Genomic DNA, 13,772 nt, shown 5'->3' on the forward strand with positions numbered 1-13,772 from the left:
CCGGGCAAATACGGTGTCCTGATCTGCGAAGGCTATCGCGTCCTAACGGCGCAAGTCCTAACCGCGCTTGCCGCCGATCGAGATGAAGGCCATCAGACAGGGCTCCGGCAACGGGTTGCGCCAGCGATGGCGGGTGCCGTTCTGCACGATGCAATCGCCCTGGCGCAGATGGACCTTCTGGCCGTCGTCCAGTTCGAGCGTCATCTCGCCGCGGACCACGACGCCGTAATCGATGGTATCGGACGTGTGCATGCCCGGCGCGCTGCGGTCGAAAACGTCACCCATGCCGGGGAGCTTGTCGGACAATTCCTTCAGCCCGCTTTCGAACGTGACGCCGGCCGGCGGCTTGTAGCCTTCGGGCCGCCTCGGCGGATACGAGATCAGGCGGAACATCGTGCCGCCCGGGCCGGGAAACCCTATTGTGCCCTTGAGCATCGGGTCCGGCTCCCGGCCGGTGAGCTGCGGCACACCTTCGGTCATGTATAGCTCGTAGAATGTCAGCCCCGGATTGCTATCGATCTCCACGACCTTGGACGTGACGTCAAAGGACTTGAACACCGACTTGCCGGCCTCATCGCGGCCGGTCAGCGCCCGCTTGGGCGGTGGCAGGTCGCTGGAATCCTTGGCTTCGGCAGGTTGCGAGATCACGGCCAGCGCGCCGCTGCCGGCGATCGCGGAAAGCGCCTGCAGCAACTGGCGCCGATCTCCGCCTGCAAATTCTTCGGACGGGGGCGTCCTCTCGCTTACGGATTTGTCCTTGTTTCGTGTCCACCAGCGCCACGAGAGCCTGCTCATCTGTGTCCTCCGCCTGTTTTGGTTTTCGTAGTCGTCAGTACTATTTGTGCCGAAGCAAGCAGGCCCGTGGAACTAGACCTTAGGTGTAACATGCAACCAGTGAGGGTGTCGCATGCAGGTGGCGAGGGCTTCATTTGGGATAGCCGCTCGGCCTTATGCGCAGTAACATCGTCACAAGGACGTCCGCTCAAGAAGCGCCCCGGGAGGAATAACCATGCGGCTGAATTCAACTGTTTTCCGCGCACTCGCACTCGGCTTCGTTGCCGCCTTCGCGTTTTCAGGCTCAGCCTCCGCCGCCGAGGTCCGCGTCATGATCTCCGGCGGATTGTCCGCCGCCTATAAGGCGCTGGTCCCTGAGTTCGAGCGTGCCACCGGCCACAAGGTGCTGACCGCCTACGGTCCGTCGATGGGCACGACGGCGAATGCTATCCCGGTGCGGCTGGAGCGCGGCGAGGCCGCCGACGTCCTGATCATGGTCGGCTATGCGATCGACGATCTCGCCAGGCAGGGCAAGGCGATTGCGGAAAGCAAGATCGACCTGGTCAAATCGCCGATCGGGGTTGCGGTGAAGGCAGGCGCCCCGAAGCCGGACATCAGCAACGCGGACGCGGTCAAGCGCGCGCTGCTGGCCGCGAAGACCATCGCCTATTCCGACAGCGCCAGCGGCGTCTATGTCTCGACCGAGATGTTCGACAAGCTCGGCATCAAGGACGCCATGAAGGACAAGGCGCGAAAAATTCCCGCGACCCCGGTCGGCGAAATCGTCGCGCACGGCAACGCCGAGATCGGCTTCCAGCAGATCAGCGAGCTGCGGCCGGTCGAAGGCATCGACATCGTCGGTCCCCTGCCCGACGAACTACAGAAGATCACGGTGTTCTCCGCCGCGATCGCCAGCGTCTCCAAGGAGCCCGACGCCGCCAAGGCGCTGATCAAATTCCTCGCCTCGCCCGCGGCGCGGCCGGAGATCGTCAAGAGCGGGATGGACCCGATCGTGGGGGCGACGAATTAGGTGATGCTAGCGCTCCCTCTCCCGCTTGCGGGGAGGGTTGGGGGGAGTTGCCGCGAGTCGCACTCTTCGTGGGGAGAGAGTCTTCACCCGCCGCGCTCTTCGAGCGCAGCGACCTAAGAGCGAGCTTCGCTCGTCTCGACCCCGCAAGCGGGAGAGGTGAAGTCCCGCGTCACCGGTGCATGCCGTGCTGCATCGCCAGCAGCACGATGATCGCCAGCGCCAGCACGACCGTGGTGCTCTTCCAGAACAGCAGCGGGTTGCGCTCGATCAGCGGTGTTGACGAATTGCTGAGATAATTGGCGTTGGGATGACGCAAATCATGCAGGAATTCCGACAGGCTGTCGTATCGCTTGTAAGGATTCGGATGCACCGCGCGCTCCAGCGTGCCGTCGACCCATACCGGCACTTCGCGGTCGCGGTGCGAGGCCGGGCTGTAGATCAGCCTGCTGAACTGCGAGCGGGTTCGGGCTTTCGCCGCTGCGGCGCCATAGGGCAGCTTTCCCGTCAGCATGTGATAGGTGATGACCCCGAGCGAGAACAGGTCGGAGCGCGACGAGACCGGCTCGCCCAGAAAATATTCCGGCGCGGTGTATTGCGCGGTGCCGAGGATGTCGTTGCGGTTGCCGGATGGAGCGGCCTCGATGACGCCGGTGATCTTGGTCGAGCCGAAATCGATGATCTTCACCGTTCCGGTCTTGTCGATCATGATGTTGTCGGGCCGCAGGTCCTGATGCAGCATCTCCTTGCGGTGGAACGCGCGCAGGCCCTTGGCGATCTGCTCGACGATGCCGCGCACCGTTTCCAGCGTCGGCCGGGGATTGTCGATCATCCATTGCGTCAGCGTCTGGCCGTCGATGTATTCGGTCGCGACATAGAGGAAGTTGCGCTTGCGTGACGGCAAACACGGCTTCAGCACATGCGGGCTGTCGATCCGCCGCGCCACCCATTCTTCCATCATGAACCGCTTCAGATATTCAGGATCGTCGCGCAGGTCGATCGACGGAATCTTGAGAGTGACGACGTCCTCGCTCTCGATGTCGACCGCAAGGTAAATGTGGCTGCGGCTGCTGCCGTGCAATTCCCTGACGATGCGGTATCCATCGAAAACCTGCCGCGCTTCCAATAGCGGCGGCAGCGGCAGTTCTCTCGGCTGCCCGAACACCTCGCTGGCGGCGCTTTCGGGCAGCTCATCGACGCGCACGATCTGAATGGTGAGATTGTCCTTGCTGCCGAGTTCAAAGGCGAGTTCGGCTACGGCTTTTGCCGCCTGGTCGAGATCGGCGGCGTTATCCCGGACCGTTCTGGCGATATGGCGATCGCTGACCTGTTCGTAGATGCCGTCGGTCACCAGCACGAAGGTGTCGCCCTTCTCGACCCGGGACATCAGATAGTCGATTTCGATCTGCGGATTCACCCCGAGCGCGCGGCCGAGATAGGACTGTTCCGACGAAATGATGACGCGATGGTCGTTGGTCAGCTGCTCCAGCGAGTTGCCGGACATGCGATAGATCCGGCTGTCGCCGACGTGAAACAGATGCGCCGTGGTCGACTTGAGGACGATGGCGCTCAGCGTGCAGACGTAGCCGCGGTCCCGGTCGTAGGAATACTGGCTTCTTCGCGTTTGCGAGTGCAGCCAGGAATTGGTCGCTTCCAGCACGCGCTGGGCAGAAGTTCGCACCGACCAGGATTCCGAGGTGCAGTAATAGTCGGTCAGAAAACCCTTGACGGCGGACTCGGCTGCGATCCGGCTGACATTGCTGCTCGAGATGCCGTCCGCCAGCACGATGGCGATGCCCTTGAGGCTCAATAGCGGCTCGGCCGGAATCAGGACGCCGTGAAAATCCTGATTGGTCTCCTTGCGACCTTTGTCAGAATATTGCCCGACCGATATTTTCAGTTCACGCGGCATCTGTCCCGTCAAAGGAAATGGGGGTCTCAACCCTTGGAATAATCCCTGGAGTTGAGACCCCGAATGGCCGATGCGGTCAACCCACGGCGCGCTTCGGCGCCGTCTTGACGTGGGTGGCGTACAGCGTCAGGCCGGTGAAGGCGAGGCCGCCGACGAGGTTGCCTACCACGGTCGGAATCTCGTTCCAGATCAGGTAATCCCAGACGGTGAAGTGGCCGCCCATCAAGAGGCCCGACGGGAACAGGAACATGTTCACGATCGAATGCTCGAAGGTCATGTAGAAGAACAGCATGATCGGCATCCACATCGCGATCACCTTGCCACTGACCGTCGTCGAGATCATCGCGCCGACGACACCGGCCGAAACCATCCAGTTGCAGAGCATGCCGCGGATGAACAGCGTCAGCATGCCGGACGCGCCGTGCGAGGCGTAACCGACGGTGCGGCTTTCGCCGATGGTGCCGATCACCTGACCGACCTTGTCCGGCGGCGTCGAGAAGCCGAAGGTGAAGACGATCGACATCATCACGGCGACCGTGAACGCGCCGCCGAAATTGCCGACGAACACCAAGCCCCAGTTGCGCAGCACGCCGGCCAGCGTCACGCCCGGACGCTTGTCGATCAGCGCCAGCGGACACAGCACGAACACGCCGGTCAGGAGGTCGAAGCCGAACAGATAGAGCATGCAGAAGCCGACCGGAAACAGCGCCGCACCGACGATCGGTACGCCGGTCTGCACGTTGATGCTGACCGCAAAGGCGGCCGCGAGCGCGAGGATCGCGCCGGCCATATAGGCGCGGATGATGGTGTCGCGCGTCGACATGAAGATCTTGGATTCTCCGGCATCGACCATCTTGGTCACGAATTCCGAAGGCACGAGATAAGCCATTGCAGTTCCCCCTGTTTCGCAAAAATCTAACCAGCGCCGGCATCCATATGGCCCGCGCCGATGTGAGGTGTGGCGAGCCGTCCTCGCGCGCGCGTACCGCAACCAACACCATCAGCAGAAGCAAAACGCTTCTGCTCGGCGCCGCGGGTCACACGCTCACGCTTGATCTGAGACAGAGATGTTTGTGGAGTGGTCCCGATGACTGCTCCAGGCGCCTCATGGAGGTCGCCTGATCCCTGCGCCTTGGCCAACACTGGCTTTGGCAATCCGTAGGACGGCAGTCGTCATTGACTGAGATTTAATTAAGCAATCGATGTGCCAACACGGGGCGGGCGCCGAAGTGGCAAAAACCCCGTGATTTTACAGGATTAATCGCCCCGGATCGCATCCAGGCGCATCGATCTCATGCCTTGTATTTGTGCAGTTGCACAGATGTAGCGCAGGGTTCGACTCCTCACGCTAACATCGCAAACCACGGAGACACCCCCACCCCAACCCTCCCCCGCAAGTGCGGGAGAGAAAGCCCAGCTCCATCGTGGAAGCAGTGTGCGGTCTAACGCTCTAACCGCTCACTTCGTCTGGGTCCGGATCGGCGAGTCCTTCAGGCCGTTATTGTCATAGGCCTTGCGCAGCGTGCCGTTCGAGATCGACTCGGTCAGGAACTTGACCGCAAACGCGTGCGACAACGGATGATTGAGCGGCACCGCGACCGCGGTCACCGTCTGCTTGAAGGTTTCGTCGAGCACGCGCGTGCCCGGAATTTTTTTGGCCATGGCATTGAGCGTTTCGCGCGACAGCGCGAAGGCATCGATCTCGCCCTTCGCAAGCAGGCCGGCGATTTCGTCAAAGGTCTGGTAGCCGGTGATCTTGGCATTCTTCAGATGCACGATCGCGCCGCGCATGGTCGTGGTGTTGTTGACGGCGGCGATCTTGACGCCGGGTTGATCGAGGGTCGCGAAATCAGTCACCGTCGAGCCGGGCTTGACGATGTAGGTGGCGTCCGCGACCTCATAGATCGGCCCGAACGACATCTTTCCCTCGCGTTCCGGATCCTTCGGCAGGAAGGTGACGTCCCAGGTGCCCTTCGACGCGGCGTCAACGATCTGGCCGGAATTCTGGTGCACGACATATTCGACGGCAACGCCGAGCTGCGCCGCCATCGCCTTGCCGAGATCGACCGGGACGCCAGCATAGCCGGATTCGGTTTTGGTCGACCAGAACGCGCCGCCCGCCGGGCTGATCGCAATCGCCACCCGCAGCTTGCCGGTCGGCGCGATTTCATCTTTCAGGGCATCGGCATTTGCCGGCATGGCTATCATCATGGCTCCAAGGACGAGGCCGGCAAGTCGCGGCAATTGATGGGACATAGCTTTCCTCCACGCCGGGTCTTCGCCCGGTCAATTCTGGAAAGTTTGCTTTTAGCTCAGCGAAGATCGGGCGTACAGCGATCCGCCATGCACGCCGCATATGACGCAAAGCCCTATCCAGACCATCTGCAGGCCACTATCGTCTGCCGCAAACGCAGATCGGGAGCGAAACGTCTTGACGGGTAAATCCGGTTTTGATGCGGAGTTCGATGTCGTCGTGGTAGGCGGCGGCTCCGCCGGCTGCGTGCTGTCGGCACGACTGACGGAAAATCCAAGAGTGTCGCTTTGCGTCATCGAAGCCGGCGGACGCGATCGCAATCCATGGATTCACATTCCGATGGGTTTCGGCAAACTGGTCCCGAACCCGAAGATGAACTGGGGTTACGAAACCGAACCCGAACCGGGTCTGGGCGGCCGAACCGTGATCTGGCCGCGCGGCAAGGTTTTGGGCGGCTCCGGCTCCATCAACGGCCTCGTCTTCCTGCGCGGCGCCCCCAGCGACTACGACGAATGGCAGCGCCTAGGCGCGCGTGGCTGGGGCTACAATGACGTGCTGCCCTATTTCAAGCGAATGGAGCACAGCGTTGACGGCGCCAATGCATGGCGCGGCACCGGCGGTCCGATGACGGTGTCGAACATCAAACGCCCTTCGACGGCGGCGAAGGCATTCGTCGAGGCCTGCGAGCGCCTGCAATATCAGCGCAACCCTGATTTCAACGGCGAGCGTATTGACGGCGTCGGCTTCGCGCCGCTCAACGTCCACAATGGCTGGCGCCGCTCGACGGCGGTCGGATATCTCAAGCCGAACCTTGCCCGCAAAAATCTCGAGCTGATGACGAAGACCCGCGTCCGCCGCATCCTGTTCGACGGACGCCGCGCCATCGGCGTGGAGGTCGAACGCGACGGCCAGATCCAGCGCATCGGCGCGCGGCGCGAGCTCATCGTCTCAAGCGGCGCGATCAATTCTCCGGTGCTGTTGCTCGCCTCCGGCATTGGCCCGGCCGCAGAACTGGCAAAGCTCGGCATCGACGTGAAATGCGACCTGCCCGGCGTCGGCAAGAATCTGCAGGACCATTATCAGTCGAACTTCACATTCAAGACCAACGCGACCGATACCTTGAATGAAGCCGTGATGAGCCCGGCCAAGTCGGTCAAGCTCGCGCTCGAATGGCTGCTCAGGGGATCCGGACAACTCTCGGTCGGCGCGACCGAAGCGACGCTGTTTGCGAAATCGGACCCTTCCGAACCGGTGCCTGACATCCAGTATCAGTGCCTCAATTTTTCGACTGACGGGTTCAAGAACGGCCTGCATCGGTGGCCGGGCTTTACCTTCATCTTCAGCGTCTGCCGGCCGAAGAGCCGCGGTGAAATTACGCTGCGCGACGCGGAGGGCCGCACGCCGCCGCATATCCGCGCCAACTATATGACCGACCCTGATGATATGCGCATCATGCTGGCGGGCTTTCGCATTGCCCGGCAAATCGTCGCGACCGAGCCTTTCCGATCGCTGGTGGTCGAACAGATCAGGCCCGGTCCCGAGGTCACCAGCGACGATCGGGCCGCCGATTACATCAGGAATATCGGCTCGACCGTCTATCATCCCTGCGGCACCTGCCGGATGGGCGAGGATGACGGGGCCGTCGTCGATAGCCAGCTCCGCGTTCGCGGCATCGACGGTCTGCGGGTCGTCGATGCGTCCGTCATGCCGGCGATGCCCTCGCCGAACATTCACCCGGCGACGATCATGGTCGCAGAGAAGAGCTCCGATATCATCGCCAGCGCGCTGGCGAACTGACGCTGGCGAGCTGACGCGAAAACTCGACTGCGATCAATTCGTCTGCGCCGCCGGCACCTTGATTTCCTGCGGCAGGATGATGGCGGCGACGATCACCAGGAGGCACAGCGCGCCAAACGCCTGCAGCATGGTGACAAAGCCGCCCTTCTCGTACAGCCACGCCACCAGCCCGACGGAAGCGCCCGCGGCCGTGAAGCCGATGAAGTAGCGCACGGAGTAAGCGCGCGAGCGCCATTCATCGGTGGTGTACTTGCCGACCATGGCGTCGTTCACCGTGACCTGGCCGAACGCGCCCATCACGATGCCGATCGAGGCGATGATCAGCGGCAGGTTCGACAGCGTCGCCGCGAAATACAGGAATGGCGCCAGCAGGAACGACAGCGGCAGCATCACGGTCTTCAGTGAGTAGTGATCGATGAGCTTGCCGATGGTGTACTGCGTCATCGCGCCGAACACATAGACGCCGGCGGCGATGACGCCGAGCAGCGCCGGGCTATTGGTCAAGTCGGCCAGCCGCTCCGCAAACAGCTTTGGCAGCGCCACGGTGACGGCGTTGAAAGTGGTCGAGATCGCGATCACGACGATCAGCAGCGCCAGGATCACCCGCCACATGTCCTCTTTGGCGATGCGCGCCTGGGCTGCCGCCTGCCTGGAGCCGGTTCGATCCTCGTGCACGACCAGCATGGCGAAGGCCACGCCGATCAGCATGGTGACGACCCCCGGCACGATGAAGGCCCAGCGCCAGCCGAGATATTGCCCGATCACGCCGGTGACCAGCGCCGACGACGCCACGCCGAGATTGCCCCAGACCCCGTTCAGCCCCATCTCGCGGCCGAGCTTGTCGGCATAGGATACGATCATGGCGGTGCCAACGGGGTGATAGATCGAGGCGAACAGGCCGATCGAGAGCAGCACCGCGCCGAGCTCCAGCGGTGTCCGCACGAAGCCGACCGCGATCATCGAGGCGCCGATGCCGGCAAAGAAGATCACCATCATGTGGCGGCGGCTCCAGCGGTCGCCGAGCCAGCCGGTGATCAGCGATCCCGCGCCGAAGGCGACGAAGCCGGGGGTGGCGTAAGGCAATAGCTCCGAATAGGCCATGCCGAATGCCGGCCCCATGATGATGACGGCGGCGGCGAAGATCAGCATCGCGTAATGATCGATGAAATGGGCGGCGTTGACGAAGCTGATCACCCGGCTGGGGCTGTTCATGGTCTGGTCCAGTCCTTGGCGCTTGTTGGGCATTTCTTGGCAGGCGGGTCCCGGTCAGAGCCCTGGGCCCGAATCCCGCAACTTTCCAAAATAGGTTATAGGGGGTTGTCCTGACGGGATGTCGCCAATGAATATCGCCGAAAAGCCAATCGCCGCCATTATCGGGCGCCGCATCTCGACCGGCGACGGCATCCATATGATCGCCAACAACTACAAAAAGGGCTTCCGGATCGACACCCACATGCACCGCGAGGCGCAGCTGGTTTACGCCGCCCGGGGCACCATGCAGGTCACCACCCCGAAGGGCCGCTGGCTGGTGCCGCCCGACCGCGCGGTCTGGGTGCCGGCGCGGCTTGCGCATGCCATCGACGTGCTCGCCGACATCGAAATGCGCACCCTGTATTTCGACCTCGACTGGCTGGCCCGCGAGGAGCGCAGCCAGAGCCTCAGGTCAGAATTCGTGGTGCGGGTGTCGCCGCTGTTGCATCAGGCAATTCTGGCGCTGTTCGACGAGCACACCACAGCCGAGCGCACCGGCCTTTTGGTCAAACTCGCAATGCTGGAGCTGCACCAGGCGGAAGATTCCGCGACCTTCATCCCGCTGCCGCACGAGCCACGCTGCCGGCGCGCCGCCGACATCGTGCTGTCGGATCCGACCGGCGCCCATGAGATCGAAACGCTGGCGCGCGAGGTCGGCACCTCGGCGCGGACGCTGTCGCGGCTGTTTTCGGCCGAGACGCAACTCAGCTTCAAGAGCTGGTGCCAGCGCGCCCGTGTCGCGGCCGCGATCGAAAAACTGTCCACCGACGCCAACGTCTCGGTCAAGCAGCTGGCTTCCGACCTCGGCTATGCCAGCGTACCGGCGTTTTCGCACGCCTTCCGGCAGGTCACCGGCAAGACGCCAACCGAATTTGCGGAAAAGGCCTGAATTATACCTTCGTCGAAGCCTGACATATTTCCGTACGATCCATGCGCTTGAATAAGATCGGCCGCGCCCTAGATTCGATATAAGGTTCGGCATCACCTCCGGAATCGACTTCGCCCATGGCCAACGCCTTCTTCTCCGACCTGCTTTCGACGATTTCCGAACGCGGCCGTACGCTGCTTCGGCGCGGCGGATCTTCGGATACCAAGGAAGACGCCTCCGAACTGCTTGAACTGTGCGAGGCGCTGCTGTCGGGCCGCGGCGAGGCTACGGGCACCGCGATGGCCCGCGAAGTGCTCGATCGCTACCATGACCTCGACACAGCCGGCCGGCTTTCGTTCTTTGCCGCCCTCGCCCGCGACTACGGTCCCGATCGCGAACGGCTTTCGCGGGCGATCGAGAGCTGGCGCGCGCAGCCGAGCGACGCCGACGCCAGCGATCTTCATTTTGCTTCCGAGCCGCGGCGCCAGGAACTGGTGCGCCGGCTCAACCGCGCGCCGGGCGGCACCAGCGATCTGGTGGCGATGCGCGCCGATCTGCTTTCGCTCATGAAGGGCAACAAGGATCTGGCAGCGCTGGACCGCGACGTGGTGCATTTGCTGTCTTCCTGGTTCAACAGGGGATTTCTCGTGCTGCGCAGGATTGACTGGTCGACGCCAGCGAACATTCTGGAACAGATCATCCGTTATGAAGCAGTGCATGAAATCCACGACTGGAACGATCTGCGCCGCCGCATCGACCCGGTCGACCGCCGCTGCTACGCCTTCTTCCATCCGCAGCTGACCGACGAGCCGCTGATCTTCGTCGAGGTCGCGCTGACCGAAACGATCCCGACCGCGATTGCGCCGCTGCTCGCCGCCGAACGCCAGCCGGTGGCGATCGAGCGTGCCCGTACCGCCGTGTTCTATTCGATCTCGAACACCCAGAAGGGACTTGGCGGCATCTCGTTCGGCAGCTTCCTGATCAAGCAGGTGGTCGAGGAATTGCGGCGCGAATTGCCGAAACTCGACACCTTCGTGACGCTGTCGCCGGTGCCCGGCTTCATGCAATGGCTGAAGGAAGCCGACGACGTTCCCTTGTCCGACGAGGAACGAACGCTGCTGGAAAAGCTCAACCAGCCCGGCTGGTTCGAGAACGCGGAGACCACCACGCAACTGCGCGCGGTGATCGAGCCCTTGGCCGCGCATTATTTTCTCAAGGCCCGCACCTCAAAAGGCCGGCTGATCGATTCGGTGGCGCGCTTCCATATCGGCAACGGCGCGCGGCTGGAGCGGATCGACTGGCTCGGCGACCTCTCGCCGAAGGGCGTTCGCGAGTCCGCCGGCATCATGGTCAATTACCTCTACCGGCTCGACGACATCGAAAAGAACCACGAAGCCTACGCCAACCAGGGCGAGATCGCCGCCTCCAGCGCGGTGAAGAAGCTGCTCAAGACCGAAGGCCGGCGGCTGCTGGATATGCGGCTGTCGTAAAACGTCATGAAGTTAGGTCAATAGCAACCGCGAAGGAACCGCGCCCCCTCTCCCGCTTGCGGGGGAGGGTTGGGGTGGGGGTGTCGCCGCGAGTACCCGTGTGGCGAGAGCCCCCACCCGCATCGCATCGTTCGATGCGATGCGACCTCCCCCGCAAGCGGGAGAGGTGCAGCGAGCCTGCCGCCGGAGCTACGCAGATTTGCTTCCGCCCCGCTCAGATCTTGTATTCGTAGAGCAAGCGGGCGCGAATGGTGCCCTCGAGAGCCCGGATGTCCGCCAGCACGCGCTGGCCGTCGGCGGCGGAGGCGTCGGCGTCGAGAACGACATAGCCGACGTCGTGATCGGTCTCGTAATATTGCGCGGCGATGTTGACCGAGTGGCGCGCGAGCACTTCGTTCAGACGGCCCAGCATGCCCGGCAAATTGCGCTGCACCTGAATGAACCTTGTGCCCGAAGGCCGCGGCGGCAGTTGGACCTGCGGGAAATTGACGGCGCCCATGGTGGAGCCGGAATCGCTGTATTCGACCAGCTTGCGTGCCACTTCGGCACCGATGCGCTCCTGCGCCTCTTCGGTCGAACCGCCGATGTGCGGCGTCAGGATGACATTTTCCAGCCCCTGCAGCGGCGATACGAAGCGATCCGCATTCGAGCGCGGCTCGACCGGGAAAACGTCGACCGCGGCGCCGCGCAACCTGCCTTCGCGCAGCGCGTCGGCGAGCGCCTCGAGGTCGACGACGGTGCCGCGGCTGTTGTTGATGAAATACGCACCCGGCTTGATCGCGGCAATCTCGTCGCGCCCGATCATCCCGGCCGTGGCCGCCGTTTCCGGCACATGCAACGACACGACGTCGCTCTGTGCCAGGAGCTCATGCAAGCTCGCGACCGGCTCGGTGTTGCCGTGACGAAGCCGGTCCGTGTGGTCGTAGAAGATGACCTTCATGCCCAACGCTTCAGCGAGATTGGAGAGCTGCGAGCCGATATTGCCGTAGCCGATGATGCCGAGCGTCTTGCCCCTCACCTCATAGCTGTCGTTGGCGGACTTGTCCCAGCGTCCCTGATGGGCGGCGTTGGAACGCGCCACGATCCGGCGCAGCAGGATGACGATCTCGCCGATCACCAGTTCCGCCACGCTGCGCGTATTGGAAAACGGGGCATTGAACACCGGAATCCCGCTGCGGCGCGCGGCGTCGACATCCACCTGGTTGGTGCCGACGCTGAAGCACCCGATCGCGATCAGCCGGTCCGCGGCTTCCAGTACATCCGGGGTGATCTGCGTGCGGGAGCGGATGCCGAGCAGATGCACGCCCTTGATGGCTTCCTTGAGCGCATCGCCTTCCAGCGCCTTGGACAGGCGCGTCATGCTGGAATAGCCGGCCGACTCGATCAGCTGCACGGCGCTGTCGTTGACACCTTCGAGCAGCAGGACCCGGATCTTGTCCTTTGCGAGCGAGAGTTGGGGGAGCTTACTGGTCAAGATCGCGGCGTCCTTCAGCGATAGAAATGGATGATTGATCTATGCCGTCATTGCGAGCGAAGCGAAGCAATCCATTCTTTCTTTTTGTGGCGAGATGGATTGCTTCGCTTCGCTCGCAATGACGAATGAGACAGGACCCCCTCAGGACGACGCCTTGTCCCGGAAATACGGCTCGACCGGGCCATGAACCTTGATCGTCAGGGGATTACCGAAGCGGTCCTTGGCATTGCCCGCAGTGACGCGGATCCAGCCCTCGCTGATGCAATATTCCTCGACATTGGTCTTCTCGGCGCCCTTGAAGCGGATGCCGACGTCGCGCGACAGCAGCTCTTCGTTGTAATAAGGGCTGTTCGGATTGGTCGACAGGCGGTCGGGGAACGCGTCGGTTTCGGTTTTCTCGTTCATAGCAGTGCCTCGATTTCTCTTCTCAGTGCTTCGGGTGTCACGGTCGGGGCATGGCGTCCCACCACCTTGCCCGAACGGTCGACCACGAATTTGGTGAAATTCCATTTGATCGACGAGCCCAGCAGGCCCGACCGTTCGTTCTTCAGGTATTCATACAGCGGGTGCGCCTTGCTGCCGTTGACGTCGATCTTGGCGAACATCGGAAACGTCACCTGAAATCTGGTTTCGCAGAACGCCTCGATTTGTTTGGCGTCGCCCGGCTCCTGCGCGCCGAACTGGTTGCAGGGAAAGCCGAGCACCGCAAAGCCGCGCGGCGAAAGTTCGCGATGCAACGCTTCCAGACCCTTGTATTGCGGCGTGAATCCGCAGGCGCTGGCGGTGTTGACGATCAGCAGCACCTGACCCTCGAACTGCTTCAGCGGAACCTCTTCGCCGGCCAGCGACTGCGCCGTGAAATCATAAATGCCTGACATCGAATTCCTTCGGTCTCTTGTTTGACGCGTTTTCTTTACGCGAACCG

The 13,772-nt window shown here is 62.5% G+C and carries 12 protein-coding genes; 4 read left to right on the forward strand and 8 right to left on the reverse strand.

Annotated features, from left to right (window positions below):
• Positions 1 to 57: 57 nt before the first annotated feature.
• Positions 58 to 795 carry a cupin domain-containing protein gene (locus JQ597_RS23235; protein WP_212266874.1) on the reverse strand — a complete coding sequence of 246 codons (738 nt, stop codon included), beginning with the start codon at positions 793 to 795 and terminating at the stop codon, positions 58 to 60.
• Between the two features lie 214 nt (positions 796 to 1,009).
• Between JQ597_RS23235 and JQ597_RS23240 the strand changes: the two genes are divergently transcribed.
• Positions 1,010 to 1,804, forward strand: a complete 795-nt coding sequence (locus JQ597_RS23240; RefSeq protein WP_212266876.1) for a substrate-binding domain-containing protein — start codon at positions 1,010 to 1,012, stop codon at positions 1,802 to 1,804.
• A 169-nt stretch (positions 1,805 to 1,973) separates the two neighbouring features.
• Here JQ597_RS23240 and JQ597_RS23245 read toward each other — a convergent pair whose 3' ends face one another.
• From JQ597_RS23245 to JQ597_RS23255, 3 genes are all read right to left on the reverse strand, one after another.
• Positions 1,974 to 3,713: a bifunctional protein-serine/threonine kinase/phosphatase gene (locus tag JQ597_RS23245; protein WP_212266878.1), complete on the reverse strand. Its 1,740-nt coding sequence runs from the start codon at positions 3,711 to 3,713 to the stop codon at positions 1,974 to 1,976.
• A gap of 76 nt (positions 3,714 to 3,789) precedes the next feature.
• Positions 3,790 to 4,602, reverse strand: a complete 813-nt coding sequence (locus tag JQ597_RS23250) for a formate/nitrite transporter family protein (RefSeq protein WP_192740075.1) — start codon at positions 4,600 to 4,602, stop codon at positions 3,790 to 3,792.
• A gap of 569 nt (positions 4,603 to 5,171) precedes the next feature.
• On the reverse strand, positions 5,172 to 5,969 hold the full coding sequence (locus JQ597_RS23255; protein WP_212266880.1) for a transporter substrate-binding domain-containing protein: 798 nt from the start codon (positions 5,967 to 5,969) through the stop codon (positions 5,172 to 5,174).
• A 175-nt stretch (positions 5,970 to 6,144) separates the two neighbouring features.
• Here JQ597_RS23255 and JQ597_RS23260 point away from each other — a divergent pair, with 175 nt between their 5' ends.
• On the forward strand, positions 6,145 to 7,764 hold the full coding sequence (locus tag JQ597_RS23260; protein WP_212266882.1) for a GMC family oxidoreductase: 1,620 nt from the start codon (positions 6,145 to 6,147) through the stop codon (positions 7,762 to 7,764).
• Positions 7,765 to 7,797: 33 nt separating this feature from the next.
• Here the strand turns inward: JQ597_RS23260 and JQ597_RS23265 are convergent, their stop codons facing one another.
• A complete protein-coding gene (locus JQ597_RS23265; protein ID WP_212266884.1) occupies positions 7,798 to 8,976 on the reverse strand; it encodes an MFS transporter in 1,179 nt (392 codons plus the stop codon).
• 127 nt (positions 8,977 to 9,103) lie between these two features.
• Here JQ597_RS23265 and JQ597_RS23270 point away from each other — a divergent pair, with 127 nt between their 5' ends.
• Positions 9,104 to 9,904, forward strand: a complete 801-nt coding sequence (locus JQ597_RS23270) for an AraC family transcriptional regulator (RefSeq protein ID WP_249136094.1) — start codon at positions 9,104 to 9,106, stop codon at positions 9,902 to 9,904.
• Positions 9,905 to 10,020: 116 nt separating this feature from the next.
• Positions 10,021 to 11,373 carry a malonyl-CoA decarboxylase gene (locus JQ597_RS23275; RefSeq protein ID WP_212266889.1) on the forward strand — a complete coding sequence of 451 codons (1,353 nt, stop codon included), beginning with the start codon at positions 10,021 to 10,023 and terminating at the stop codon, positions 11,371 to 11,373.
• Positions 11,374 to 11,587: 214 nt separating this feature from the next.
• On the opposite strand, the gene serA is transcribed toward JQ597_RS23275, so the two are convergent.
• The 3 genes from serA to JQ597_RS23290 form a co-directional block, all read right to left on the reverse strand.
• Positions 11,588 to 12,847, reverse strand: a complete 1,260-nt coding sequence (serA, locus tag JQ597_RS23280) for a phosphoglycerate dehydrogenase (protein ID WP_212266892.1) — start codon at positions 12,845 to 12,847, stop codon at positions 11,588 to 11,590.
• A 141-nt stretch (positions 12,848 to 12,988) separates the two neighbouring features.
• Complete coding sequence (locus tag JQ597_RS23285) at positions 12,989 to 13,252, reverse strand: DUF3297 family protein (protein ID WP_212266894.1); 264 nt, start codon at positions 13,250 to 13,252, stop codon at positions 12,989 to 12,991.
• Complete coding sequence (locus JQ597_RS23290) at positions 13,249 to 13,725, reverse strand: glutathione peroxidase (RefSeq protein WP_212266896.1); 477 nt, start codon at positions 13,723 to 13,725, stop codon at positions 13,249 to 13,251. The genes JQ597_RS23285 and JQ597_RS23290 overlap by 4 nt, the downstream gene beginning before the upstream one ends.
• Between the last annotated feature and the right edge of the window lie 47 nt (positions 13,726 to 13,772).

Source organism: Bradyrhizobium sp. AUGA SZCCT0177 (genome assembly GCF_018130125.1).
Taxonomy (GTDB): Bacteria; Pseudomonadota; Alphaproteobacteria; order Rhizobiales; family Xanthobacteraceae; genus Bradyrhizobium.

Bases quoted from the DNA above. Each gene is read 5' to 3' on its own strand.
- JQ597_RS23250 (WP_192740075.1), bottom strand. From the start codon at position 4,602: ATGGCTTATCTCGTGCCTTCGGAATTCGTGACCAAGATGGTCGATGCC.
- JQ597_RS23255 (WP_212266880.1), bottom strand. From the start codon at position 5,969: ATGTCCCATCAATTGCCGCGACTTGCCGGCCTCGTCCTTGGAGCCATG.
- JQ597_RS23245 (WP_212266878.1), bottom strand. From the start codon at position 3,713: ATGCCGCGTGAACTGAAAATATCGGTCGGGCAATATTCTGACAAAGGT.
- JQ597_RS23265 (WP_212266884.1), bottom strand. From the start codon at position 8,976: ATGAACAGCCCCAGCCGGGTGATCAGCTTCGTCAACGCCGCCCATTTC.
- JQ597_RS23290 (WP_212266896.1), bottom strand. From the start codon at position 13,725: ATGTCAGGCATTTATGATTTCACGGCGCAGTCGCTGGCCGGCGAAGAG.
- JQ597_RS23270 (WP_249136094.1), top strand. From the start codon at position 9,104: ATGAATATCGCCGAAAAGCCAATCGCCGCCATTATCGGGCGCCGCATC.
- JQ597_RS23275 (WP_212266889.1), top strand. From the start codon at position 10,021: ATGGCCAACGCCTTCTTCTCCGACCTGCTTTCGACGATTTCCGAACGC.
- JQ597_RS23235 (WP_212266874.1), bottom strand. From the start codon at position 795: ATGAGCAGGCTCTCGTGGCGCTGGTGGACACGAAACAAGGACAAATCC.
- JQ597_RS23285 (WP_212266894.1), bottom strand. From the start codon at position 13,252: ATGAACGAGAAAACCGAAACCGACGCGTTCCCCGACCGCCTGTCGACC.
- JQ597_RS23240 (WP_212266876.1), top strand. From the start codon at position 1,010: ATGCGGCTGAATTCAACTGTTTTCCGCGCACTCGCACTCGGCTTCGTT.